This window comes from Actinomadura chokoriensis, from assembly GCF_039529475.1.
In the GTDB taxonomy this organism is placed as follows: Bacteria; Actinomycetota; Actinomycetes; order Streptosporangiales; family Streptosporangiaceae; genus Spirillospora; species Spirillospora bangladeshensis.
The window spans coordinates 92,173-115,108 of the sequence record NZ_BAAAMW010000009.1; the positions used below are offsets into that span (position 1 = coordinate 92,173).

The window sequence follows — 22,936 nt, forward strand, 5'->3', positions numbered from 1 at the left end:
TTGACAGGGCTCATTTGACGGAGCCGGCGGTCAGGCCGGCCACCAGGAAGCGCTGGAGCAGCAGGAACCCGGCGACGACGGGGACGCTCACCACGAGGGAGGCGGCCATCACCTGGTTCCAGTAGACCTCGTGCTGGGTGGAGTAGCCCTGCAGCCCGATGGCCAGGGTCCGGGTCTGCTCGTTGGTCATGACGGAGGCGAACAGCACCTCGCCCCACGCGGTCATGAACGCGTAGACGGTCACCGCGACGATGCCGGGCAGGGACGCCGGGACGATCACCCGCAGCAGCGCGCCGACCGGGCCGCAGCCGTCCACGCGGGCCGCCTCGTCCAGCTCGCGCGGGATCGACTCGAAGTAGCCGGCGAGCATCCAGATCGAGAACGGGAGCGAGAACGTCAGGTACGTCAGGATCAGGGCGCCGCGGCTGCCGTACAGGGCGAGGCCGGTCGCGTTGCCCGCGTTCACGAAGATCAGGAACAGCGGGAGCAGGAACAGGATCCCCGGGAACATCTGCGTGGACAGCACGGTCACCGTGAAGACGCGGCGCCCGGCGAACCGGTAGCGGCTCACCGCGTACGCCGCGCCGATCGCGATCGCGACGGACGCGAGCGTCGCGCCGCCCGCCACGATCACGCTGTTCGCGAAGTAGCGGGCCAGCGGGACGGTCGACCACATGTCGATGTAGGGGCGGATCGTCGGCCGCGACGGGATCCACCGGAACGCGCCCTGGACGTCCTGCAGCGGTTTCAGCGACGAGCTGGCCATCGCGTAGACGGGCAGCAGGGTGAACACGGCGAGCAGCGTGAGCACGATCCGCCGCGTCCACACGAACGACATCGGCGGGTCGGTCGGCCTCCTGCGCGCGGCACCGCGCCGGGACGTGCGGGTGTCAGCCATGCGCGGGCCTCCGCCTCGACGTGGCGAGCAGGTACGCCGCCGTGACCAGGAGCAGGAACAGCAGGAGCAGCACCGACATCGCCGCGCCCGTCCCGAAGTTCCAGGTGACGAACGAGGCGTGGTAGATGTGCACCGAGATCAGGTCGCCGCCGTCGGGCGCGGCCTTGCCGAACAGGACGAACGGCGTGTTGAAGTCGTTGAACGTCCACAGGAACAGCACGAGCACCAGCACCTGGTTGACGGGCCGCAGCGTCGGCAGCGTGATGTGCCGGATCTGCCGCCACGTCCCGGCGCCGTCCAGCGCGGACGCCTCGTACAGGTCGCGGGAGATGTTCTGCAGCCCCGCCATCAGGACCAGGAACGCGAACGGCCACGACCGCCACACGATGACGGTGACCAGCGCCCAGAAGCTGTTGTCGCCGATCAGCCAGAACGGCCGGCCGCCGCCGGTGAGGTGCAGCTGGTCGGCGAGGACGTGGTTGACCATGCCGGTGTCGCGCTGGAACATGAACGCCCACGTCATCACCGCCGTGTAGACCGGCAGCGCGTACGGGACGAGGAAGATCGCGCGCAGCGGCCCGCGTCCCCGGAACCGCTCCTGCATCAGGACCGCGGCGGCGGTGCCGAGCAGCCACGACAGCCCGACCGCCAGCACCGTGACGGCGACGGTGACGAGGAACGAGCGGAGCAGGCCGGCCCCGATCGCGCCGTCGACGTCCACCGCGACCCGGTAGTTGTCGAACCCGTTGCCGGGGGCCTTCGACCATTCCCTGACGTAGAAGAGCGTCAGCTCCCTGAAGCTCATCCAGACCCCGACCGCGATCGGGACCACGTGCACGATCAGTTCCGCGATGACCGCCGGCGCCAGCAGCAGGTAGGGCAGCGCCTTCGGCGGCAGCCGCGGCCGCCGCCTCCCCGGCCGGGCACCGGGAGGCCCAAGGCGGGGCCTCCCGGTGCCGCCGGTGCGGGCGGTCGAGACGTCCGCAGTCGTCATCCGGCTACTCGCCCATCTGTTCCTGGGCGGCGGCGAGCACCTGGCGTACCCGTTCTTCGGTGACCGGCTTCCCGGCGGCGGCGTCGGCGAACAGGTCCTTCATCGCCGTGCCGACCGCCGTCTCGAACTGGCTCTCCTCGGGGACCTGCGGCAGCGGCGCCGCGCTCGTGGCGAGGATGTCCTTGAAGACCCGCAGGTCCGGGGTGTCGAACGCGGGGTCGTTCTGCGCGGAGGTGACGGCGGGCAGCGACCCGTACGCCTTGTTGAGGATCTTCTGCTCGCCGTCGCTCGTCATGAACTTCACGAAGTCCAGCGCGCCGTCGCGGTTGTCGGTGTTCTTGAACACGGCGATGTTGATCCCGGCGACCATCGAGGTGACGTCGCGCCCTCCGGGCGGGGCCGGCGACGGCTTCGGCAGCGGGACGACCCCCCAGTCGCCCGGCTTCATGCCGAGGTTGGTCAGCCCGCTGGTGGTGGCCTGCCACATGAGCATGGCGGCCTTGCCGGTGGCGAAGTCGTTCAGCGACTGGTTGGCCGAGTACTCGGCGTTGCCCGGCGCGGCGATCTTCTCCCGGGCGATCAGGTCGACGTAGGACTTGACCGCCTTCACCGCCTGCGGGGTGGCGAACTGCGGCCTGCCGTCGGCGGTGAAGAAGTCGGCCCCGTACATCTGGCCGATGTTGAAGGCCGCGTGGACGTTCTCGGGGATGCTGGCGCCCTCGACGGCGATGCCGTACTTGCCGTCCTTGGTGAGCTTGCGGCCGGCGTCGACCATCTCCTGCCAGGTCTCGGGCGACTCCAGGTTCGCGTCCGCGAACATCGTCTTGTTGTAGTAGAGCCCGTAGGCGAGCGAGTACAGCGGCACGGCCGCCGGGGGCTTGCCCTTCGCGCCGGCGGAGGCGAGCGCGGCGGGCACGAACCGGTCGGCGCCGCCGACCTTCGCCATGGCGGCGCCGTCGAACGGCAGCAGCCCGCCGGTGGCCTGCAGCGACGCCGACCACGTGTTGCCGATGTTGAGGACGTCCGGGCCCTGGCCGGAGGTGGTGGCGGCGAGGATGCGGTTGAGCAGGTCGGTCCAGGGGACGACCTCCAGCTCGACCTTGATGCCGGTCTGCTTCTCGAACTTGGCCAGCTCGGGGTTCAGCACCTTCTGGTCGGCGGCGATGTCGGTGCCCTGGTTGCTGGCCCAGTAGGTCAGCGTCTTCGGGTCGCCGTTCCCGCCGCCGGAGGCGGTGCCGCCGCCGCACGCCGCCGTGGCGGCGGCCAGCAGTCCTGCCCTGAGGACGGCTGCGGCCCGTCCTGCGAACGTGGTATGACGCATCGGCTCGGCCTTCCGATCCTGAGGGGGTGGGATGCGCGGGGAGAGTTAGATCACACCTTATTTCACGACGTGATCTAAGCAGTGACATAATAGCCGGGTCAAGACCTGAGAACCGCGGGGGACGCGGCCGCGCGGCGGCCGCGGGAGAAGGGGGCCCGATGCCGGAACGGCGCCGGAGGACCGTGCGCGACCTGCGCCGCACCAACCGGTCGGTGCTGCTGCGGCGGCTGTACTTCGACGGGCCGCTCAGCCGCCAGGACCTGGCCAGGGAGACCGGCCTCAGCCCCGCCTCGGTCAGCAACGTCGTCACCGAGCTGATCGAGGCCGGCCTCGTCGCCGAGGCCGGCAGCGTCGAGTCCGACGGGGGCCGCCCGCGCGTGCTGCTGAAGACGGCGGCCGGTTACGGCCACCTCGTCGGCATCGACGTCGGCGAGACGCGGGTGATGGTCGAGCTGTTCGACCTGGAGCTGACCCAGCTCGCCAAGGCCGACTTCCCGCTCGGGGACGGCGGCCACGACGAGCGCGCCGTCGTCCGCCACATCCTGGACGGCCTGCCCGCCGTCATCGAGGGCGCCTCGGTCGACCCGGCGTCCATCATCGGCGTCGGGGTGGGCGTTCCCGGCGTCGTCGAGTACAGCGTGATCGAGCACGGCCCGGAGGCGGTCGTGCACTGCCAGACCATCGGCTGGGAGGCCGTGCCGCTGGAGCGGATGCTGCGCGCGGGCACCGGCCTGCCGCTGTTCATCGACAACGGCGCCACCTCGCTGGGGCAGGCCGAGATGTGGTTCGGCGCGGGCCGCGGGCACCGCAACGCCGTCGTCGCCCTCATCGGCTCCGGCGTCGGCGCCGCCGTCATGATCGACGGCTCCCCGTACCGGGGCGCGGCCGGCAGCGCGGGCGAGTGGGGGCACACGACGGTGCGGGTCGGCGGCGCGCGGTGCCGGTGCGGGTCGCGCGGCTGCCTGGAGTCCTACGTCGGCGCCACCGCCCTGCTGGAGCGCTACCGGGCCGCGGGCGGCCCGGCCGGGGCCGACGAGGAGGGCGCCCTCGCCGCGCTGCTCGCCGACCCGTCCGCGACCGCCGCGGAGCTGCGCGACGACATCGCCGAGTACCTCGGCGCGGGCATCGCCGACCTGGTCAACCTGTTCAGCCCCGAGAAGATCATCATCGGCGGCTGGGCGGGACTGCTGATCGGCGGCCGGATGCTGGACCGGGTCGTCGAGGCGACCGCCGCGTACGCGCTGCGGCAGCCGTTCGCGCAGACCGTGATCGAGCCGTGCCACCTCGGCCCGGAGGCGGTCGCCGTCGGCGCCGCCACCCTCCCGCTCGCCCACCTCCTCGACAGCGGGGGCGTCCCGGGCCCGTGATGGCCCGCCGCCGCGCCGGGGGGCGATAATGGGGGCCCGACGAGCTTCCGGAGGAACGACGACACATGGGCACCGCCGGACGTCCCGTGCGCGAGTCCCTGCTGGACGCCGCGGCGGACCTGCTCGTGGAGCGCGGCTACCGGGCCGTCCGCATGCGGGACGTCGCGGAGGCCGCCGGGGTGAGCCGGCAGACCGTCTACAACGAGTTCGGCGACAAGTGGGGCCTGGCGCAGGCGGTCGTGGTCCGCGACAACGAGCGCTACCTCGACGGCATCGACGCGGTGCTGTCCGAGCACGACGACGTCTACGCGGCGGTCGTCGCCGCGGTGACCTACACGCTGGAGACGTCGGCGGACGACCAGCTGAAGAAGGCGGTGCTGACCGGCGCGGGCGGCGACGAGATGCTGCCGCTGCTCACCACGCAGGCCGAGCCCGTGCTGTTCGCCGCCAGCGCCCGCATCGCCGAGCACGCGCTGCGGCAGTGGCCGCACCTGGACCGCGACGCGCTCACCGAGGTCGCCGACGCGGCGGTGCGGCTGACGATGAGCCACCTCATGCTGCCCTCCGGCCCCCCGGAGACGTTCGCGCACTTCGTGGCGCGCCTGGTGACCCGCTACCTGTCCGTCCCCGCGAAAACCACTCGCCCGCACGCCTGACCGGGCGCTAACCTCCGGGACACCTCGCGGCTGCTGAACCCGAGGACCGAGCGGGCCCCTGCCCGCTCCCCCGCCGTCGCGCCCTCCGCGCGGACGGCTCTTCTCCCTGCGCGCTCCGATGCGCGCTCTTCCGGCAGCCCCGAAGGATTCCACACCGTGTCCGCACGCCAAGACCACCGGCTCGCCCGCACGGGCGAGCACTGGCTCACCCTCCCCAACCCGCAGGGCGTCCCCGTCGAGATCTGCGCCGGCGGCGACGTGCCGCTGGAGCCCGCGGCCGTCACCGAGGCGCTCACCCTCCTGGAGACCGCCGAGACGCTCGAACGGCTCGCCGAGGCGACGCCCGGCTACGGCGGGCCCGCCCCGCGCATCACCCGCGCCGCCCTCACCCCCGACTTCCACAAGGGCGCCGGCATACCGATCGGCACCGTCCTGGAGACTGAGCACGCGCTGCTGCCGCAGGCGGTCGGCAGCGACGTCAACTGCGGCATGCGGCTGGAGGTGACCGCACTGCGCGCCGGCCGCGTCCGGGACCGGCTGGACGCCCTGGAGCGGCGGCTGCGCCACTTGTTCTTCGAGGGCGGCCGCCGCATCGCGCTCACCCCCGTCCAGCGCGAGGCCCTGCTGCGGGACGGCCTCCCCGGCCTGCTGCTCGCGGGCCCGGCGTCCTGGCAGGGCGCCGCGGCCGAGGACGCCGACGACTCCGTGGACCGCGTGCACGCCTCCGGATACCCGGCGGCGACGGGCGGCGCGTTCGCCGACTGGATCGGCAGCGCCGGCGGCGCCGACCGCGGCGCCGCCACCCATGACAGCGTCATCGGCGGGATCGGCGGGGGCAACCACTTCGCCGAACTCCAGTACGTGGCGGACGTGCACGATCCGGCCGCCGCGCACGCGTGGGGCCTGGCACCCGGCACGGTCGTCACGATGGTGCACAGCGGCTCGCTGTCGCTGGGCCACCAGGCGAACGCGACCGCCCTGGACCGGCTCCGCGCGACCTGGCCGGCCGGGCTCCCCCGCCCGCGCAACGGCGTCCTGCCGTTCCTGCTGGACGAGCGGTCGGAGCCCGCCCGCCGCCGCTACCTGGACGCGTTCGGCAACGCCGCCAACTTCGCGGCCGGCAACCGGTACTTCCTGTCGCTGGCGATGCGGGCGGGCCTCGCGGCCGAGTGCGGCGACCCGGGCGCGCGGCTGCTGTACGACGCGCCGCACAACCTGTTCTGGCGGGACGGCGACCGGGTCGTGCACCGCAAGGGCGCCACCCCGGCCGGCGGGCACGCCGAGATGGCCGGCGGCCCCTACGCGATGTGGGGCGAACCGGTGATCGTGCCCGGCTCGATGGGGGCGTCCAGCTTCGTGCTGCGCGGGCACGGGAACCCGCGCACGCTGGGCAGCGCCTGCCACGGCGCCGGCCGCCGGATCCCGCGCGGGGCGTCCGCGCGGGGCGGGGACGCCGAGCTCGACGCGTTCCTGCGCGAGTTCCGGGTGGTGACGCCGCTGGACCACCGCGACCCGGTCGTGGCGCGGCGTTCGGACGTGATGGCGGCGTGGCGGCGGGACCTGAAGCAGGAGGCGCCGTGGGCCTACAAGGACATCGGGCCCGTCGTGTCGAGCCTGCTGGGCGGGGGCGTGGCGACGCCCGTCGCGGAGCTGCGGCCCCTGCTGACGGTCAAGGGATGACGGTCTGGACGTGGACGGCCTTCACGACCGTCATCTCGTCCAGGAGCTCGGGACCGTAGCCGAAGCCGTGGCCGCTGGCGCGGCGCGGGGTGGCGGCGCCGCCGGGGGCGCCGCCGAACACCGCGTTGACCTTCACCGTGCCGGCGTTCAGGGTGCGCCAGGCGGCCTGCGCGTGCGCCATGTCGCGGGTGAGGACGGTGGCGGCGAGGCCGTAGCGGGAGCGGCGGGCGGCGTCCAGCGCCTGGTCGAACGAGGCCACGGTGCGGACGGGCGCGACCGGCCCGAAGACCTCCTCGGCCATGATCGGCATGTGGTCGGTGCATCCGGCGAGGACGGTCGCCGGGTAGAACGCGCCGGGTCCGGGCGGGATCTCCGCACCGGCGAGGGGGCGCGCGCCGTCCGCGATCGCCTTCTCGACGTGCTGGTGGACGTGCGTGCGGTGGCGCTCGTCGACGAGCGGCCCGAGTTCGGTGGACACGTCGGCGCCCGGCCCCATCCGCATGGTCCGGGCGCGCTCGGCGAGCGCGCCGAGGAACGCCTCGGACACGTCCTCGTGGACGTAGACGCGCTCGACGGAGGTGCAGATCTGCCCGGCGTTGGCGAAGCACCCGATCGCGGCCTGCCCGGCGGCCCAGGACGGGTCGACGCCGGCGTCCACGATCAGCGGGTCCGAGCCGCCGTTCTCCAGCAGGGTCTTGGCGCCGGTGCGGAGCGCCAGTTCGGAGATGCGGTACCCGGCGGCGGTCGAGCCGACGTGGGCGACGACGTCCGCGTCCGGGTGGCCGGCGAGGGCCTCGCCCGCCTCGCCGTCGCCGACGACCATGTTCAGGACGCCGTCGGGCAGGCTTCCGGCGATCAGCTCGGCGAGCATCGCGCCGGTGTGCGGGGTCCGCTCGGACGGCTTGTGCACGACGGTGTTGCCGGTGGCGACGGCGGCGCCGATGAGGCCGCAGGCGATGGCGACCGGGTCGTTCCACGGCGTGATCACGGCGACGACGCCGCGCGGCTCGCGGACCATGAAGTCGGCGGCGTCCCAGCCGCCGAGCAGGCTCCGGCCGCCGTGCAGGGGCCCGAGCTCGGCGTACTGCCGCAGCGTCCCGATCCCGGCCTCCACGCCGCCGAGCGCGTCACCGGACGGCTTGCCCATCTCGGCGGTGACCAGCGCGGCCAGCTCGTCCATGCGCTCCTCGACCGCCCGCGCGGCGGCGCGCAGGGCCGCGCCCCGCTCGGCGGCGGGGGTGGCCGCCCAGCCCGGCGCGGCGTCGCAGGCCGCGCCCATCGCGGTGTCCACGTCCGCCGGCGTGGACACCGCGACCACCCCCAGCGGTTCGCCGGTCGCCGGGTCGTCCACCGAGAACACGTCCTCCCCGGTGCCCTGGCTCCACCGTCCGCCGGCCAGCATCCACCTGTCGCGGGGCCGCATGGCCTCCCCCTCCCGTGTCGAACGTCCGTCCGATCGCCTACCCGGTAAGGCGGCCTTCAATGACCGCACCCCCGCGTCAGTGACCACTTACTGGAATCGGCTACCGTGGTGCCACGCGAATCGAGGGAGGCGCGGTGGACTTCGACCTGCCGGAGAGTGCGGCGGCGGTGCGCGAGGGCGTGCTGGCGGTCGCCGGGAAGTACGACCAGGACTACTGGGGCCGGTGCGACGCCGAGAAGCGCTGGCCGGAGGAGGTCTGGCGGGAGCTGGTCCAGGGCGGGTGGCACGCCCTCGCGATCCCGGAGGAGTACGGCGGCGGCGGCCAGGGGCTGCTGGAGCTGGCGGTCGCGCTGGAGGCCCTCGCCGAGGGCGGCGCGGGCGGCGCCGCGTCCTTCATGTACCTGCTGACGCCCGCGTTCGGCGGCCTCACGATCAGCCGGCACGGGACCGAGGCGCAGAAGCGCGCGTTCCTGCCGAAGATCGCCTCCGGGGAGATCGAGACCTGCTTCGCGATCACCGAGCCGGACGCCGGCAGCAACGCCATCAACATCTCCACCCACGCGCGCCGCGACGGCGACCACTTCCTGGTCAGCGGCCAGAAGATCTGGATCTCCGGCGTCGAGCGCGCCGACCACATGGTCCTGGTCACCCGGACGGTCCCGGCGGCCGAGGCGCGCCCCCGCACCTCCGGCTTCACCGTGCTGCTGGTGGACGTCAAGGAGGCCGTCGCCGAGGGCACGCTGACGTTCCAGCCGATCCCGAAGCTCGGCACCAACACCGTCGCGTCCAGCACGGTCTTCCTGGACGACGTGCGCGTCCCGGCGGACCGCGTCCTCGGCGAGGTCGACCAGGGTTTCCTCGTGCTGTGGGACATCCTGAACCCCGAGCGGATCCTGGCCGCGGCGGGCGGCGTCGGCTCCGGCGGGCTCGTGCTGAGGCTCGCCTGCGCGTACGCGGGAGACCGGGCGCCGTTCGGCAAGCCGATCGGGTCGAACCAGGCCGTCGCGTTCCCGCTCGCCAAGGCCAAGGCGCAGCTGGAGCTGGCCCGGCTGATGACCTACAAGGCCGCCTGGCTGTGGGACCGGGGCCGCCCCTGCGGCTCGGAGGCCAACATCGCCAAGCTCACCGCGGCGGACGCGGCCTGGCAGGCGGCCGACCGCGCCTTCCAGACCTACGGCGGCATGGCGTACTCCATGGAGTACCCGATCGCCCGGATGTTCCGCGACGCCCGCATCGCCAAGAACATCCCGGTCGCGGAGGAGCTCGTCCTCGCGCACATCGCGCAGCACGAGCTGGGCCTGCCCAAGTCCTACTAGCCGCGGAGCCGTACTGGCCCGGAGTCGCACTGGCCCGGAGTCGCACTGGCCGCGGAGCCGTACTGGCCCCCGGCCCGGCTAGCCCCGGTCCCCGGTCTCGGGGAGCCGGACGGCCGTGGCCGGGTCGTGCGCGGCGCGCAGCTCGCGCTTGGGCACCTTGCCCGAGTGGTTGCGCGGGATCGCCTCGACCACCTCGTACCAGCGGGGGCGCTTGAACGCGCCGAGCCGGGCGCGGCAGTGCGCGTCCAGTTCGGCGGGCAGCCCGCCGGGCGGGGTGCCGGCGCGGGCCGCGACGAGGGCCTTGACCGCCTCGCCCCAGCGCCGGTCCGGGACGCCGAACACCGCGGCGTCCCGGACCGCCGGGTGCTCGGCGAGGACGCGCTCGACCTCGGCGCAGTAGACGTTCTCGCCGCCGGTCTTGACCATGTCCTTGGCGCGGTCGACGAAGAAGAGCCGCCCGTCCGCGTCGAACCGCATGAGGTCGCCGGTGCGCAGCCGCCCGTCGCTCAGCGGGTCCGGGTGCCCGGCGTACCCGGCCATCAGGCTGGCGCCGCGCAGCAGCAGCTCCCCCACCTCGCCGAGGCCGCCGGCACCGTCCAGGGCCGGGTCGAAGGACGGCAGCGGGCGGCCGACCGTGCCCGGGTGGGCCAGCTCGTCCTCCAGCGTGGACACGGTCACGAAGTTGCCCGCCTCGGTCGACCCGTAGACCCCGCGGTAGCCGATGCCCAGCTCGCGCAGCCGCTCCAGGGTCGCGGGACGCTCGGTGGCGGCCATGCCGAAGACCAGCCGGAGCGTCTCCGGGGCGGCGGCGGGATGGCGCAGCGCGCGCCCGGTCCCCGTCGGGAAGACCGCGACGGTGACGCCCTCCTCGGCGATCAGCGGCCACAGCGTCCCGGGGGACGCGCCGGACGGCAGCACGACCGTCCCGCCGGCGGCCAGCTGCCCCAGCACGGCGCCGTAGCCGGCCACGTGGAACAGGGGCAGCGCGCCGAGCAGCCGGTCGGCGGCGGTGAGGCCGAACGCCTGCACGGCGTTGGCCGCGGCGGCGACCCAGCCGCGGTTCGTCAGCAGGCAGCCCTTCGGGCGGCCGGTGGTGCCCGAGGTGTAGAGCTGCATGACCGGCGCGCCCGGATCGGGGCGGGGCAGGCCGTGCGGCGGCGCGCCGTCCAGCGCGGCGTCGAGGCCCGGGCCCGTCGTCCAGTGCGCGAGGTCGAGCAGCCCGGACTCGCGGGCCAGGGCGTCCAGCGCCGGGTGGACGACCGCGTGCCGCGCCGCCGCGTCCGCGACCTGGTGGCGGATCTCGGCCGGGCTCAGCCGCACGTTCAGCGGGACGACCACGGCACCGATCAGCGACGCGCCGAACGCGGCCTCGACCGCCTCGGGCACGGTGACGGTCAGCACCGCGACGCGGCCGCCGGGCCGCACTCCCCCGGCGGCCAGGAGGCCGGCCCAGCGCCGGACGCGCCCGTGCAGCTCCCCGTGGCTCCGGCGCCGCCCGTCCCAGGCGAAGGCCGTGCGGTCCGGCCAGAGCGCGGCGCCGCGGTGGGCGAGGTCACCGAGCAGCATGCGCCGATCATTCCGAATCGGATTCGGGACGGTCAACCTGTTGCCCGGATCACACTGCCCAGGCCAGCATGAGGGTTCCCCCCACCCCCAGGAGCGTCCATGCCCCGCTCGTACGCCAGCATCGTCCTCAACGCCGCCGCCGACGACGTGTGGTCCTACGTGCGGGACTTCGGGAACCTCGCCGAGTGGATGCCGGGCGTGGAGACGGGCGTCATCGAGGACGGCGGCCCCGGCGACCGCGTCGGCTGCGTCCGGCGGCTGATCGGCCCCGGCGACTCGGTGTTCCGCGAGCGCCTCGCCGGGCTGGACGACGCCGGCCGCGGCTACTGGTACGAGATCCTGGAGTGCCCGCTGCCGGTCCGCGCCGCCCGCGGGCACCTGCGCGTCCTGCCGGTCACCGCGACCGGGCAGGCGTTCGTCGAGTGGTGGGGCGAGTTCTCCGCGGACGCCGGCGACGAGGAGGCGATGACCAAGACCCTCGCGCAGGGCATCTACGCGACCGGCCTCGGCGCCCTGGCGAAGCGGTTCGGCTGACCGCCGAGGGCCGCGCGCAGCCGCCGCGCGGCGAACTCCATCGCCGCGGCCCCGGCGTCGAAGATCTCGGGCAGCAGGAAGAACGAGTGCACGACGCCGTCGTAGCGGCGCAGCTCGACCGGCACCCCGGCCGCCGCGAGCCGGTGCGCGTAGGCCTCGGCCTCGTCGCGCAGGATGTCGCACTCGGCGGTGATGACGGTCGCGGGCGCGGCGCCGGAGAGGTCGGGGGCGCGCAGCGGGGCCAGCCGGGCGTCGGCCGGGTCCGCGCCGCCCCGGTACAGGTCCATGAACCGGGCGAGCGTCCGCGCGTCCAGCGCGTAGCCGGTCCCGTACTCGCGCCAGCTCGGGGTGTCCATCGCCGTGTCGGTCACCGGGTAGACCAGCAGCTGGTGGGCGAGCGGCAGCCCCCGGTCGCGGGCCAGCAGCGCGACGGCGGCGGCGAGGTTCCCGCCGGCGCTGTCCCCGGCCACCGCCACGGCGCCGGGGACGATGCCGTAGCGGTCCGGCTCCCGCACCGCGGACGCCAGGACGGCCCAGGCGTCGTCCACGGCGGCGGGGAACGGGTGCTCGGGCGCCAGCCGGTACCCGACGTTCAGGACGGCGCATCCCGCGGCCGCGGCGAGGTCGCGGCACGCGGCGTCCACGTTGTCGACACCGCCGAGCACCCAGCCGCCACCGTGCAGGTAGACGACCGCGGGCAGCGGCCCCCGGCCGGGCGGCTCCGGACGGTACAGCCGCACCGGCACCGGGGCGTCCGGGCCGCGCACCACCAGGTCGCGGACGTGCGGGAGCTCCCGCCGCACGACCGGGAACGCCGCGCCGATCCGCTCCCGCATCTGCGCGATCGTGGGCTCGGCCGCCCCGGCGTCCGGCGGCGGGGCCGTCCAGGAGGCGAGCAGCTCCAGGAAGCTCACGGTCTGCGGGTGGACGGGCATGCGGCGGCCTCCGGGGCGGGCGACGGTCACTACCGGATCGCTTCCCCGCGACCGGCCGGCCAATCCCCGGTCAGCGGCCGGCGGCCGCGGCGACCAGTGCCTGGAACAGGCGCATGTCGCCGCCCTCCTCCGGATGCCACTGCACGGCGAGGCCGAACCGGTGGCCCTGCAGCTCGACGGCCTCCACCACCTGGTCCTCGGCCCAGGCCACGGCCGACAGGCCCTTGCCGAGCCGCGCGACCGCCTGGTGGTGGTAGGTCGGGACGTCGGCGCGCTCGCCGAGGATCTTGCCGACCAGGCTGGTCGGGCTGATCCGCACCGGGTGCGAGCCGACGATCCCGGTCTCGGGCGCGTGCCCCTTGTGGCCGACGGCCTCCGGCAGGTGCTGGATGAGGGCGCCGCCGCGCGCGACGTTCAGCGCCTGCATGCCCCGGCAGATCGCGAGGAACGGCAGGTCCGCCGCGACGATCGCGCGGACGAGCGCCAGCTCGAACCGGTCGCGCTGCGGCTGCGGCGGGCCGGTCTCGTGGTGCCGGGCGGCGCCGTACAGGTCGGGGTCGAGGTCGCCGCCGCCGGCGAGGACGATGCCGTCCAGCCGCTCGACCAGCGCGTCCACCCCGCGCAGGGTCGCGGCCGGGGGCAGCAGCACCGGGACGCCCCCGGCGCGCTCGACCGAGCGCGCGTACGGCGCCGGCAGGAGCGCGGCCTCGCGCACCCAGACCCCCCAGCGGGCCGGCTCCTGGTAGGTGGTGATGCCGATGAGCGGCGGCGCGCCGGCCCCGGCGGCGGGGCCCGGAGCCCCGCGGACGGACTCTGACATGTGCGTGTCTCCCCCTCATGCTGAGCATTGGCCACGGGACCGCGCGCGACATGGGTGATCTGCCGGTTTCGGCCGCACCTCATCGTGCCTCACCCGCCCCCCTGCGCCGTCCCGCCCCCGGCCGTTCTCCCGGCCAGCTTGCCGTACGTGACGGATCTTCGCAGTCCGAAGCGGCAGGATCGGGCCCGCGCGGGCGGGCGCACCCCCGCCGGGCAGCACGTCCCGTCCCGGAACCGGGCGAAGAATCCGAAAATCTTCCACTCGGGAGTGGTTTCCTCCTCCACGTCCGGGTCCGTTTCTCCCGCGCCCGGCCCGGCACCCGCCTTCGATACTGATCAGTATCCGTGCTCTTTCCGGCCCCTCAACGGTGACTCCGAAGCAACATCCGGTCACGCACCGCAGCGACGGGCGACCGTCCGCGCCGTCCCGCTTGAGCCGCCGCCGATCGGGCGCGAGAATCTCACAAAGCCGGGCACCCGACCTGCCGCGACCGCCGGTGCCAGGCCCACCAGGTCCAGGGAGTGAGCCGGCACATGGCACCGGAACCCCGCACGATCAAGGAGTGCTTCGCCCGGCTGGAGGCCGACCCGGCGGGGGCGATGCGCTACTTCTACGGGCGCCTCTTCGCGGCCGAGCCGCAGCTGCGCGCCCTGTTCCCGCCCGCGATGGGGCACCAGCACGACCGCTTCTTCCACGCGCTCCTGCGGATCGCGTGGAGCCAGGACAACCCGGGCGAACTCGCCGGGCACCTCGGCCGGCTCGGCCGCGGCCACCGCAAGTACGGGGTGCTGCGCGAGCACTACGCCGCCGTCGGCGCCGCGCTGACCGCCACGCTGCGCGTCTACGCCGCCGACCTGTGGGGCCCCGCCGCCGAGGACGCCTGGACGGCCGCCTACCGGCACGCCGCCGACACCATGATCGCCGCCGCCGAGCGGGACGCCGAGCACGCCCCGGCGTGGTGGGCCGCCGAGGTCACCGGGCACGACCGCCGCGCCGCCGACCTCGCCGTGCTCACGCTCCGGCCCGAGCGGCCGCTCCCGTACTCCGCCGGGCAGCACGTGACCGTGCAGAGCGCCCGCTGGCCGCGGATGTGGCGGCCCTACTCGATCGCGAACGCGCCCCGGCCGGACGGGACGCTGAGCCTGCACGTCCGGGCCCGCCCCGGCGGCTGGGTGAGCGGCGCGCTCGTCCGCGGCACCGCCCCCGGCGACACCGTGCTGCTCGGGCCGGCGGAGGGCGCGATGACGCTCGCCCCCGACTCCCGCCGCGACCTGCTGCTGATCGGCGGCGGCACCGGCCTGTCCCCCATGAAGGCCCTGGCCGAGGCGGCCGCCGGCTCCGGCCGCGGCATCCGCCTCGTGGTCGCGGCGCGCACCGCGGACGGCCTCTACGACCTGCCCGGCCTGCGGCTGCTGGAGTCGGCCTGCCCCCGGCTCCGGGTCGTCCCCGTCCTGTCGCGGTCGCCGGGCGGCGGCGCGCTCAGCGGCCGCGTGCCGGACGTCCTGCCCGGCCTGCTGGACGACGTCCGCGACCTCACCGCCTGCGTCGCCGGGCCCGCCCCGCTGGTCCGGGGCACCGTCACCGCGCTGCAGCGGCTCGGCGTGCCGCTGCAGCGCATCCACCACGACCTGCTCGCGGCCGACGACCCGGTCACCAGCCCGCGCGCTCCCGGAGGAACCGCGTCGTCGCCTCGTCCGCCGGGTAGAACGACTCGATCGCCAGTTCCGCGACCGTGATGTCGACCGGCGTGCCGAACGTCGCGATCGTGCTGAAGAACGACAGCTCCCGGCCGTCCACCCGCATCCGCAGCGGGACGAAGACGTCGTGGCCCGCGGGCGGCGCGATCGCCTCCCCCACGTCCCCCGGGAAGCCGCGCAGCTCCCGGTAGAGCTGGGTGAGCGAGGCGTCCGCGGTCAGCGCCACGTGCCGGCGCACCCGGTCGATCATGTGGGCCCGCCACTCGGCCAGGTTCAGGATGTTCCTCGCCATCCCGTCGGGGTGCATGCTCAGCCGCAGCACGTTGAGCGGCGGCTCCAGCAGCTCCGGCGGCGCGCCCTCCAGGAAGAGCGCCGCGGCGCCGTTGGCGTCGACGAGGTTCCAGAACCGGTCCACCACCACGGCCGGATACGGCTCGTGGCCGGCCAGCACCTGCTTCAGCGCCGCGCGGACCGCGTCCATCCTCGGCTCCTCGATCGGCGTCTCGTCGAACACCGGCGCGTACCCGGCCGCCACCAGCAGCAGGTTGCGGTCGCGCAGCGGCACGTCCAGGTGCTCGGCGAGCCGCAGCACCATCTCCCGGCTCGGCGCGGACCGCCCCGTCTCCACGAAGCTGAGGTGCCGGGTCGACACGTCCGCCTCCGACGCCAGCTCCAGCTGGCTCAGCCTGCGCAGCTGCCGCCAGGCCCGCAGCTGCTCCCCGATGGGCCGCACATCGCTCAACGCCGTCGTCACCCTCCGGACGCTACCGGCCCGCCGGTCACGCCTGCGATGACGTCGGAGGTAATGGACGCCGCGAGGGCCCGGCCGCCAGAGTGGGCCGGGACGTCCACCGAGGAGGCTCCATGACCGCCGGGCTCACCCCCGACCAGCTGACCGACGCGATGCCGTTCGCCCGAGCGCTCGGCGTGCGCATCGACACCGCCGGGCCGGACGAGGTCACCGGCCGGCTGGACTGGGCCCCGGACCGCTGCACCGCCGGCGGGGTCATGCACGGCGGCGCCCTCATGGCGCTCGCCGACACCCTCGGCGCCGCCTGCGCGTTCCTCAACCTTCCGCCGGACACGTCCACGACGACGCTGGAGTCCAAGACGAACTTCTTCCGGGGGGTCAGGGAGGGCTGCGTCACGGGAGTCGCCCGCCCGCTCCACACCGGCCGCACGTCGATCGTCGTCCAGACCGACCTCTACGGCGACACCGGCCGCCGCGTGGCCCAGGTGACCCAGACCCAGGCCGTCCTGCGCGCGTGACGCCCGGCCCGGCGCCTTTACGTTGTAGATTTTTTAGCGAGGTGCTCGCCGAAGAAGGCGAAGATCCGCTCCCAGCCGCCGGCGGCGTTCTCCCGTCCCCGGCCCAGCCCGAAGACGATCTTCGCGACCGGGCCCAGCGGCGCCGGCGGGGTGAAGCCCGTGAGGAAGCCGTGCCCGGTCCCCGGGTACTCCCTCACATCGTGCGTGACATCGGCGATCGTGAGAGCGCGCTCCAGCCTCCCCGCCGCGCCCCGCAGCGTCGGGTCGGCGGCCCCGTAGCTGGCGACGATCGGGCACGCGCCGCGCAGCGACTCCTCCGGCCGCCGGGGCAGGATCCCGTAGTTCGCGGCGGCGGCCTTGAAGTCGTACTTCGCCGCCGCGACCAGCGCGAACCCGCCGCCCATGCAGAACCCGCACACGCCCACGTCGCCGGTGCAGTCGTCCCGCCCCGCGAGCCACGCGCGCGCGGCCTCGATGTGGTCGTAGGTGGGCCCGCGCCGGGCGCGCATGTCGCGCATCGCCTTGGTGACGCACCGCACCCACGGCGCCCCGCCGTAGAGGTCCGGCAGGACGGCGAGGTACCCCTGGGCGGCGAACCGGTCGGCCTGGGCGCGCATGTCGGCGTTGGAACCGAACGCCTCGAAGAGGACGACGACGCCCGGCCAGGGCCCCTCCCCCTCCGGAACGGCGAGGTACCCCGGCAGCTCCCGCGCACCCGCGGGAATCGTTATGTCGGACATAGCGTCCAATAATCGCCCAGCCACCCACCGCGCGCCTAGCCCCCGGCGCGGGCGGGTCTACCGTGACCGCATGCGCATCGACCGCCTCGACCACCTCGTCCTCACCGTCGCCGACATCGACGCGGCGATCGGCTTCTACACGCGCGTCCTCGGCATGGAGGCGGTGACCTTCGGCGCGGGCCGCCGCGCCCTGGCCTTCGGCACCAGCAAGATCAACCTGCACGAGGCCGGGCGGGAGTTCGAGCCGAAGGCGGCGCGCCCGGTCCCGGGCAGCGCCGACCTCTGCCTGATCACCGCGAACCCGCTCGACGAGATCATCGCCGACCTGGAGGCACCACGGCGTCCCCATCGAGGAGGGCCCGGTGTCCCGCACCGGCGCCACCGGCCCCATCCGAAGCGTCTACATCCGCGACCCCGACCACAACCTCATCGAACTCAGCGTCTACGTGTGATCTCGCTCATTGCTTCGGCAACTCGCAACCCGGGCCGCCCTCGAAATGACGGCCTTGCCGTTCCGCCGCACCACGAGCAACCCGCCCGGTACGGCTACCGAGTGGACTCCGCCCGAATATTCCTGGAACCCACATCACGCGCACTCGTAGCGGACACGCTTGTGCAGGAGGGCGCCCGGCGCCTCGAACGTGAACGGCTGCTCTCCCCGCCGTGCCGCACGTGTATCGACCCGTTGAATCCACAGGTCCTGGTCCACACCGACCAGCAGGTCGATCTGTTCCGATCTCACCCTGTACGTCGGACCGCAGAACTCGCGGTGAAAGATGCCGGTCGCCGCCTGGTATCGCAGCGCACCAGAGAACGGATCGACGGTCGCGAACGTCTCGGCCCCGTCCACCAGCGGCCACGGCTTCCAGCCGCTCGCCGTCAACACGTCCGTCCGGTCGTCATAGCCGTCCGCCATCGCCACCCCCGTGACCGTCAGTGCCGCTGTGGTGACAATCAATCACGGGGCACTGACAGAACGCGCCCGCCGACGCTCGGGACGTGGGCGGGCGCGCTGTGCGTCGCAGTGGCGCTATGGGCAGACGCGGCCGTTGGCCTCGAAGGCGGCGTGGGTCAGCGGCATCAGCTTCGCCCACTCCTCCTCCATCAACTCGGCGACCATCTCGATCTCGCGCTGCGGGAACGACGGGAACATAGCGTCCTCACGCTTGATGCGCAGGGACAGGAAGTTCATCAGGGCGCGCGCGTTGCAGGTCACGTACATCGAAGAGTAGAGCCCGACCGGTAGGACGCTCCTCGCCACCTCGCGCGCGATGCCCGCGTCCAGCATCTCCGTGTAGGCGCGGTACGCCTGCCGGTAGCTCTCCTTCGTGACCTCTGTGACGATCTTGTGCTGTTCCGGGGTGCCGTCGACGAACACGTACTTGCCCGGCTTGCCCTCCTGGACCAGCTTCCGGTCCGGTCCGGGCACGTAGAAGACGGGTTCCAGCCTGCGGTAGCGGCCGCTCTCCTCGTTGAAGGAGAACGTCCGGTGCCGCATCTGCTCCCGGAACACGAAGATCGGCGCCCGCACGTAGAAGGTCATCGACGAATGCTCGAAGGGGGTGCCGTGCCGGTCCCGCATCAGGTAGTTGATGAGGCCCTTCGATCGCTCGGGATCGGCCTCCACTTCGGCCAGCGAGTTCTCCCCCTTGGTGGAAACGCGCGCCGCCCAGAGCACGTCGGCGTCGGACGCCGCGGCCTTGATCAGCTCTACCACCACGTCGCTGCGGAACTCGATCTCCATCGCGTCCTCGTCCGCCATCGGACCTCCCCCACTCGTCTCGGCTGAACTGCCCCCCGCAACCTTAGTCACGGCCGCCGACAGTCTTCTGTCGAGCCCGTCACCGACCGGTCTCACCGAGATCACCGGGACCGGTACGGTTTGCGGCGGAGGGGTTGATGACGGTTCAGGGGGACGCCGACGCTCTGCTGGAGCGGGCGCGCAGGTACGAGCGGCAGGGGCGGGCCGCGGAGGCGGCGGCCGCGTTCGCCGGGGCAGGCCGGGCCTTGGAGGCGCGCGGGGACTGGACGGGCGCGGTCGCGGTGCGGGCCCGGTACGCGCGGGCCCTCGCGGCCGCCGGGGAGGTGGGCGAGGCGCAGCGGGTCCTCGACACGCTCGACCGGGGCGCCGCGTCGCTGCCGGCCGAGGTGCGGGCCGGGCTGGACGCGCAGGCGGCGCACGTTCTGGCCGCGGCCGGGCGGACCGGCGAGGCGGCGCGGCGCGCCTGGGCCGCCATGTCCGCCTTCGGGGCGCTGCACGACCCCGAGCGGTCGGGCGCCGCCGGTGTGCACGCGGCGCGGCTGATCCTGAAGGACGCGGGGGCGCGGAAGGCGCTGCGCCCGCTGCGCGAACTGCTGGCGCAGATGCCGCCGGGCGGCGACGACCACCGGCAGGTCGCGAAGCTGCTGGCCGGTGCGGAGCGGCGGCCGGACCGCGACCACAACGTCCTCGTCACCGACCCGGGCAGCGCCGCGTGGGGGCGGCTCGCGGCGGCGCTCGCGGTCGGCGCCCCGCTGGCCGTCGGGAACGGGGTCGCCTGGAACGCCCTCGCCGGCGGTTCCGGCGACAGGGAGCTGCTGGAGCGGGACTGGGGCGTCACCGACGCGGCGGGATGGCGGGAGCAGGCGGACGCGCTGCTCGACGCGCGCAACAGCGACCCGGCGATCCAGATGGTGCTCGACCGGCGCGAGCGGGGCGCCGGGGAGCGGGAGTGGCGCGCCGCGGTCGGCGCCTGGTGCCGCGAGCGCGACATCGCGGAGGACGCCGTCCGCGAGGTCGCCGAGCTGCCGGGGACGATCCTGCGGTACGAGGCGCGGTTCCGGGCGGACGGCCTGCTCCCGCCCGACGGGCGGATCGAGAGCGTCTACGGCTACGACTTCGGCCGCGCGGTGAACATGGCCCGCTGGGGCCTCGGGGCCGGGTACTGCGACGCCGAGGAGGCCGAGAAGTGCGTGCTCACGGCCGGGTACCGCGCCGGCCGGGTGTACACGTCGTGGGGCGCGTTCTCCGCCGGGTACGTCCTCGGCCGGATGCTGCGGTTCGACGAGGGCGCGTTCGGTGAGTGGTACGAGCGCTCCCTCGCCGCCCACCGCATCCTCGCCGAGGACCCGGACAGCCCGTGGCGGCGGATGGCCTGGGGCTAGCGCCCGGCGGTCACAGCAGGGCGTCGATGTCGGCGATGATCGCCGTGCGGCCCGGCTCGTCCAGGGACGAGGCGGTCACGGCGTTGCGGGCCAGTGCCGCCAGCTCCTCGCGGCCCAGCCCGAACACCTCGGCGGCCACCCGGTACTCGCCGGTCAGCGTCGTGTCGAACATCGGCGGGTCGTCGCTGTTCAGCGTGACGAACAGGCCCGCCTCCAGCATCCGCGGCAGGGGGTGGGAGGCCAGGTCGGCGACCTGGCCGGTGCACACGTTGGACGTCGGGCACACTTCGAGGGGCAGCTGCGTCTCGCGCAGGCGCGCGACCAGGCGCGGGTCGTCCAGGCAGCTGGTGCCGTGCCCGATGCGCTCGGCGCCGAGCCCGTCGACGGCCTCCCAGATCGTCTCCGGCCCGGTCATCTCGCCGGCGTGCGGGAGGCTGCGCAGCCCGGCGGCGCGGGCGGCGGCGAACGCGTCGCGGAACGCGTCCCGGTGCGGCGGGCGCATCTGCTCGATCCCGCCGATCCCGAACCCGACGAGCGCCTCGGGCGGGTGGCGCAGCGCGTGCTCGAGGGTGCCGCGCGCGCCGTCGGCGCCGAACTCGCCGGGGATGTCGAAGATGTAGGCGACGCGGACGCCGAGCCGGTCGCGGGCCTCGCGCACCGCGTGGTCGAGGGCCTCGGTGACCGCGGGCATCGGCATCCCGGCCCGCTGGTGGGTGTAGGGGGTGACGGTCAGCTCGACGTAGCGGACGTTCTGCGCGGCGAGGTCGCGGGCGACGCCGAACACGAGCGTGCCGACGTCCTCCGGCGTCCGGACGAGGCTGGACACCGACTCGTACACCTCGGCGAAGTGCGGGAAGTCGCGGAACCCGTAGAAGGCGCGCAGCTCGCGCTCGTCCACGGGGACGGGCCCGTCCGGGTGGCGGCGGGCGAGTTCCAGGACGGTGGGGACCGAGGCGGAGCCGACGAGGTGGACGTGCAGCTCGACCTTCGGGAGGGCGTCGATGAACGCCCCGATCGATGTGGTTTCGGTAGGCACGTCCGCGAAGCTAACAGCCGTCGCGCCCGGCATGACAGGCAAAGACGGCGAATCTAACGTGAAAACGTCAGGAACCGGACGGCAGGATGGTGCCCATGCGCGCTGCCCGGCTGATCTCCATGGTCCTGCTCCTCCAGTCGCGGGAGGCGATGACGGCGGGCGAGCTGGCCCGCGAGCTGGAGGTCTCCGAGCGCACCGTGTACCGGGACATGGAGGCGCTGTCGGCGGCCGGCGTCCCGGTCTACGCCGACCAGGGGCGCGGCGGCGGGTACCGGCTCGTCGGCGGGTACCGGACGCGGCTGACCGGGCTCACCCGCGAGGAGGCGGAGGCGCTGTTCCTGTCCGGGCTGCCCGGCCCGGCCGGGGACATGGGCCGCGCGGGCGCGCTCGCCGCCGCCGAGCTGAAGGTCCTCGCGGCGCTGCCGGCCGCGCTGCGGGACGCGCCCGCGCGGGCGAGCCAGCGGTTCCTGCTGGACGCGCCGGGCTGGTTCGGCGAGTCCGGGCCGCCGCCGCTGCTGCGCGAGCTGGCCCGCGCGGTGTGGCAGGACGAGACCGTCGAGCTGCGCTACCGCCGCCGCGACCGCGAGGTCGTGCGCACGGCGGAGCCGTACGCGCTCGTCCTGAAGAACGGCACCTGGTACCTGGTCGCGCGGGTCGGTGCGGCCTTCCGGACCTACCGGGTGGACCGCGTCACCGCCGTCCGGCCGGACGGCGAGGTGTTCGACCGCGACGAGCGGTTCGACCTCGCCGCGCACTGGCGGGCGGAGGCGGCCTCGTTCGTGCGCTCCATGCTGCGCGAGGAGGTCACGGTGCGGCTCTCCCCCGCCGGGATGCGGCTGCTGCGGTTCGCGGTCGAGCCGCACGCCGCCCGGCGGGCGGCGGAGGAGGCCGGGGAGCCCGACGCGCGCGGCTGGGTGGTGACGGTGCTGCCGGTCGAGTCGGCGGACGTCGCGGCCGGCCAGCTGCTGCGGCTCGGCGCGGAGGCCGAGGTCCTCGCCCCGCCGGAGCTGCGGGCGCGGATGGCGGAGCACGCCGCCCGGCTGGCGCGGCTGTACGGCTGACCGGGCGGCCCCGCTAGTCCTGCTTGCGCGCGATCGCGGCGGCCAGCTCCTCCTTGCTCATCTTCGAGCGGCCCTGGACGTCGAGGCCGGCGGCGCGGTCGTAGAGCTCCTTCTTGCTGTTGCCCTCGACGTCCACGCCGCCGAAGCTCTTGCCCTTGCCGCGGCGCGCCTCCGGGTTCTTGGCGCGGGGGTCGGACGGCCCCTTGCGCCCCTTCGGCTCCCAGTGGTCGCCGCGCTTCTCGAACTTGTGCTTGAGCGCGGAGTAGGCGGTGCGGTGGGCGCGCCGGCCCTCACCGTAGGTCTCGACCGCGGAGTCGTGGGCCTTGGCGAAGGTCTCCTGCGCCTCCTTCGGCGAGCGCTGGATCGTGCCGGGAAGCTCGTCCTTGATCGGCTTGCCGCTCTTGGTCGTCATCGGCATGGCCGTTTCCTCCTTTCGCCTCTGGAGTCGCGATAACCGGACGGCGCGCCCCCAAACCGCC

General features: G+C 74.3%; 22 protein-coding genes and 1 pseudogene. 10 read left to right on the forward strand and 13 right to left on the reverse strand.

Features of this window, described 5'->3' with window-relative positions; translation table 11 throughout:
- Window positions 1–10 precede the first annotated feature (10 nt).
- The 3 genes from ABFX46_RS20835 to ABFX46_RS20845 are packed head-to-tail and all read right to left on the reverse strand — an operon-like array spanning window position 11 to window position 3,213.
- Window positions 11–898, reverse strand: coding sequence for a carbohydrate ABC transporter permease (locus ABFX46_RS20835; protein ID WP_346044365.1), 888 nt, complete (start codon window positions 896–898; stop codon window positions 11–13).
- Entirely contained in the window at window positions 891–1,892 is a 1,002-nt protein-coding gene (locus ABFX46_RS20840) for a carbohydrate ABC transporter permease (RefSeq protein ID WP_346044366.1), read from the reverse strand. The genes ABFX46_RS20835 and ABFX46_RS20840 overlap by 8 nt, the downstream gene beginning before the upstream one ends.
- 4 nt (window positions 1,893–1,896) lie before the next feature.
- Window positions 1,897–3,213, reverse strand: a complete 1,317-nt coding sequence (locus ABFX46_RS20845; protein ID WP_346044368.1) for an ABC transporter substrate-binding protein — start codon at window positions 3,211–3,213, stop codon at window positions 1,897–1,899.
- 158 nt (window positions 3,214–3,371) lie between these two features.
- On the opposite strand from ABFX46_RS20845, the gene ABFX46_RS20850 reads away from it, so the two are divergent.
- From ABFX46_RS20850 to ABFX46_RS20860, 3 genes are all read left to right on the forward strand, one after another.
- Entirely contained in the window at window positions 3,372–4,580 is a 1,209-nt protein-coding gene (locus ABFX46_RS20850) for an ROK family transcriptional regulator (protein ID WP_346044370.1), read from the forward strand.
- A 65-nt stretch (window positions 4,581–4,645) separates the two neighbouring features.
- Window positions 4,646–5,236 (forward strand): TetR/AcrR family transcriptional regulator, encoded by a 591-nt coding sequence (locus tag ABFX46_RS20855; protein ID WP_346044372.1) that lies wholly within the window; start codon window positions 4,646–4,648, stop codon window positions 5,234–5,236.
- 156 nt (window positions 5,237–5,392) lie between these two features.
- Entirely contained in the window at window positions 5,393–6,916 is a 1,524-nt protein-coding gene (locus tag ABFX46_RS20860; RefSeq protein ID WP_346044374.1) for an RtcB family protein, read from the forward strand.
- On the opposite strand, the gene ABFX46_RS20865 is transcribed toward ABFX46_RS20860, so the two are convergent.
- A complete protein-coding gene (locus tag ABFX46_RS20865; RefSeq protein ID WP_346044376.1) occupies window positions 6,906–8,339 on the reverse strand; it encodes an aldehyde dehydrogenase family protein in 1,434 nt (477 codons plus the stop codon). The genes ABFX46_RS20860 and ABFX46_RS20865 overlap by 11 nt on opposite strands.
- A 134-nt stretch (window positions 8,340–8,473) precedes the next feature.
- Between ABFX46_RS20865 and ABFX46_RS20870 the strand changes: the two genes are divergently transcribed.
- Window positions 8,474–9,655, forward strand: a complete 1,182-nt coding sequence (locus ABFX46_RS20870; RefSeq protein ID WP_346044378.1) for an acyl-CoA dehydrogenase family protein — start codon at window positions 8,474–8,476, stop codon at window positions 9,653–9,655.
- Window positions 9,656–9,733: 78 nt separating this feature from the next.
- Here ABFX46_RS20870 and ABFX46_RS20875 read toward each other — a convergent pair whose 3' ends face one another.
- Entirely contained in the window at window positions 9,734–11,221 is a 1,488-nt protein-coding gene (locus tag ABFX46_RS20875; protein ID WP_346044380.1) for a class I adenylate-forming enzyme family protein, read from the reverse strand.
- Window positions 11,222–11,320: 99 nt separating this feature from the next.
- On the opposite strand from ABFX46_RS20875, the gene ABFX46_RS20880 reads away from it, so the two are divergent.
- Window positions 11,321–11,755, forward strand: coding sequence for an SRPBCC family protein (locus ABFX46_RS20880; RefSeq protein WP_346044382.1), 435 nt, complete (start codon window positions 11,321–11,323; stop codon window positions 11,753–11,755).
- On the opposite strand, the gene ABFX46_RS20885 is transcribed toward ABFX46_RS20880, so the two are convergent.
- Window positions 11,713–12,690 carry an alpha/beta hydrolase gene (locus tag ABFX46_RS20885; RefSeq protein ID WP_346044384.1) on the reverse strand — a complete coding sequence of 326 codons (978 nt, stop codon included), beginning with the start codon at window positions 12,688–12,690 and terminating at the stop codon, window positions 11,713–11,715. The two genes, ABFX46_RS20880 and ABFX46_RS20885, sit on opposite strands and share 43 nt — an antisense overlap.
- Before the next feature lie 70 nt (window positions 12,691–12,760).
- The gene (locus ABFX46_RS20890; RefSeq protein ID WP_346044386.1) at window positions 12,761–13,510 is read right to left on the reverse strand and encodes a gamma-glutamyl-gamma-aminobutyrate hydrolase family protein; all 750 of its coding nucleotides are present in this window, start codon (window positions 13,508–13,510) and stop codon (window positions 12,761–12,763) included.
- A gap of 533 nt (window positions 13,511–14,043) precedes the next feature.
- Here ABFX46_RS20890 and ABFX46_RS20895 point away from each other — a divergent pair.
- Complete coding sequence (locus tag ABFX46_RS20895) at window positions 14,044–15,246, forward strand: globin domain-containing protein (RefSeq protein WP_346044388.1); 1,203 nt, start codon at window positions 14,044–14,046, stop codon at window positions 15,244–15,246.
- On the opposite strand, the gene ABFX46_RS20900 is transcribed toward ABFX46_RS20895, so the two are convergent.
- Entirely contained in the window at window positions 15,161–15,961 is an 801-nt protein-coding gene (locus ABFX46_RS20900) for a helix-turn-helix domain-containing protein (RefSeq protein ID WP_346044390.1), read from the reverse strand. The two genes, ABFX46_RS20895 and ABFX46_RS20900, sit on opposite strands and share 86 nt — an antisense overlap.
- 110 nt (window positions 15,962–16,071) lie before the next feature.
- Between ABFX46_RS20900 and ABFX46_RS20905 the strand changes: the two genes are divergently transcribed.
- Window positions 16,072–16,476 (forward strand): PaaI family thioesterase, encoded by a 405-nt coding sequence (locus ABFX46_RS20905; protein WP_346044391.1) that lies wholly within the window; start codon window positions 16,072–16,074, stop codon window positions 16,474–16,476.
- 17 nt (window positions 16,477–16,493) lie between these two features.
- Here the strand turns inward: ABFX46_RS20905 and ABFX46_RS20910 are convergent, their stop codons facing one another.
- The gene (locus ABFX46_RS20910; RefSeq protein WP_346044393.1) at window positions 16,494–17,216 is read right to left on the reverse strand and encodes a dienelactone hydrolase family protein; all 723 of its coding nucleotides are present in this window, start codon (window positions 17,214–17,216) and stop codon (window positions 16,494–16,496) included.
- A 70-nt stretch (window positions 17,217–17,286) separates the two neighbouring features.
- Here ABFX46_RS20910 and ABFX46_RS43555 point away from each other — a divergent pair.
- Window positions 17,287–17,409: pseudogene (locus tag ABFX46_RS43555) on the forward strand (VOC family protein); the annotation flags it as partial.
- Between the two features lie 393 nt (window positions 17,410–17,802).
- Here ABFX46_RS43555 and ABFX46_RS20920 read toward each other — a convergent pair.
- Together ABFX46_RS20920 and thyX are read right to left on the reverse strand one after the other, a co-directional pair.
- Window positions 17,803–18,138 carry a hypothetical protein gene (locus tag ABFX46_RS20920; RefSeq protein WP_346044654.1) on the reverse strand — a complete coding sequence of 112 codons (336 nt, stop codon included), beginning with the start codon at window positions 18,136–18,138 and terminating at the stop codon, window positions 17,803–17,805.
- 108 nt (window positions 18,139–18,246) lie between these two features.
- Window positions 18,247–18,978: an FAD-dependent thymidylate synthase gene (thyX, locus tag ABFX46_RS20925; RefSeq protein WP_131940087.1), complete on the reverse strand. Its 732-nt coding sequence runs from the start codon at window positions 18,976–18,978 to the stop codon at window positions 18,247–18,249.
- A gap of 137 nt (window positions 18,979–19,115) precedes the next feature.
- On the opposite strand from thyX, the gene ABFX46_RS20930 reads away from it, so the two are divergent.
- Window positions 19,116–20,360, forward strand: a complete 1,245-nt coding sequence (locus tag ABFX46_RS20930; RefSeq protein ID WP_346044394.1) for a DUF1266 domain-containing protein — start codon at window positions 19,116–19,118, stop codon at window positions 20,358–20,360.
- Window positions 20,361–20,370: 10 nt separating this feature from the next.
- Here ABFX46_RS20930 and add read toward each other — a convergent pair whose 3' ends face one another.
- Window positions 20,371–21,396 (reverse strand): adenosine deaminase, encoded by a 1,026-nt coding sequence (gene add, locus ABFX46_RS20935; protein ID WP_346044395.1) that lies wholly within the window; start codon window positions 21,394–21,396, stop codon window positions 20,371–20,373.
- 95 nt (window positions 21,397–21,491) lie between these two features.
- On the opposite strand from add, the gene ABFX46_RS20940 reads away from it, so the two are divergent.
- On the forward strand, window positions 21,492–22,457 hold the full coding sequence (locus ABFX46_RS20940; RefSeq protein WP_346044396.1) for a helix-turn-helix transcriptional regulator: 966 nt from the start codon (window positions 21,492–21,494) through the stop codon (window positions 22,455–22,457).
- A 13-nt stretch (window positions 22,458–22,470) separates the two neighbouring features.
- Here the strand turns inward: ABFX46_RS20940 and ABFX46_RS20945 are convergent, their stop codons facing one another.
- The gene (locus tag ABFX46_RS20945) at window positions 22,471–22,875 is read right to left on the reverse strand and encodes a ChaB family protein (RefSeq protein ID WP_346044397.1); all 405 of its coding nucleotides are present in this window, start codon (window positions 22,873–22,875) and stop codon (window positions 22,471–22,473) included.
- Window positions 22,876–22,936: the final 61 nt, after the last annotated feature.

What these genes read in the sequence shown, in the direction of transcription:
- ABFX46_RS20835 (WP_346044365.1), bottom strand. Translation starts at nt 898, where the DNA reads ATGGCTGACACCCGCACGTCCCGGCGCGGTGCCGCGCGCAGGAGGCCG.
- ABFX46_RS20840 (WP_346044366.1), bottom strand. Translation starts at nt 1,892, where the DNA reads ATGACGACTGCGGACGTCTCGACCGCCCGCACCGGCGGCACCGGGAGG.
- ABFX46_RS20845 (WP_346044368.1), bottom strand. Translation starts at nt 3,213, where the DNA reads ATGCGTCATACCACGTTCGCAGGACGGGCCGCAGCCGTCCTCAGGGCA.
- ABFX46_RS20850 (WP_346044370.1), top strand. Translation starts at nt 3,372, where the DNA reads ATGCCGGAACGGCGCCGGAGGACCGTGCGCGACCTGCGCCGCACCAAC.
- ABFX46_RS20855 (WP_346044372.1), top strand. Translation starts at nt 4,646, where the DNA reads ATGGGCACCGCCGGACGTCCCGTGCGCGAGTCCCTGCTGGACGCCGCG.
- ABFX46_RS20865 (WP_346044376.1), bottom strand. Translation starts at nt 8,339, where the DNA reads ATGCGGCCCCGCGACAGGTGGATGCTGGCCGGCGGACGGTGGAGCCAG.
- ABFX46_RS20875 (WP_346044380.1), bottom strand. Translation starts at nt 11,221, where the DNA reads ATGCTGCTCGGTGACCTCGCCCACCGCGGCGCCGCGCTCTGGCCGGAC.
- ABFX46_RS20880 (WP_346044382.1), top strand. Translation starts at nt 11,321, where the DNA reads ATGCCCCGCTCGTACGCCAGCATCGTCCTCAACGCCGCCGCCGACGAC.
- ABFX46_RS20885 (WP_346044384.1), bottom strand. Translation starts at nt 12,690, where the DNA reads ATGCCCGTCCACCCGCAGACCGTGAGCTTCCTGGAGCTGCTCGCCTCC.
- ABFX46_RS20890 (WP_346044386.1), bottom strand. Translation starts at nt 13,510, where the DNA reads ATGTCAGAGTCCGTCCGCGGGGCTCCGGGCCCCGCCGCCGGGGCCGGC.
- ABFX46_RS20895 (WP_346044388.1), top strand. Translation starts at nt 14,044, where the DNA reads ATGGCACCGGAACCCCGCACGATCAAGGAGTGCTTCGCCCGGCTGGAG.
- ABFX46_RS20905 (WP_346044391.1), top strand. Translation starts at nt 16,072, where the DNA reads ATGACCGCCGGGCTCACCCCCGACCAGCTGACCGACGCGATGCCGTTC.
- ABFX46_RS20910 (WP_346044393.1), bottom strand. Translation starts at nt 17,216, where the DNA reads ATGTCCGACATAACGATTCCCGCGGGTGCGCGGGAGCTGCCGGGGTAC.
- thyX (WP_131940087.1), bottom strand. Translation starts at nt 18,978, where the DNA reads ATGGCGGACGAGGACGCGATGGAGATCGAGTTCCGCAGCGACGTGGTG.
- ABFX46_RS20930 (WP_346044394.1), top strand. Translation starts at nt 19,116, where the DNA reads ATGACGGTTCAGGGGGACGCCGACGCTCTGCTGGAGCGGGCGCGCAGG.
- ABFX46_RS20940 (WP_346044396.1), top strand. Translation starts at nt 21,492, where the DNA reads ATGCGCGCTGCCCGGCTGATCTCCATGGTCCTGCTCCTCCAGTCGCGG.
- ABFX46_RS20945 (WP_346044397.1), bottom strand. Translation starts at nt 22,875, where the DNA reads ATGCCGATGACGACCAAGAGCGGCAAGCCGATCAAGGACGAGCTTCCC.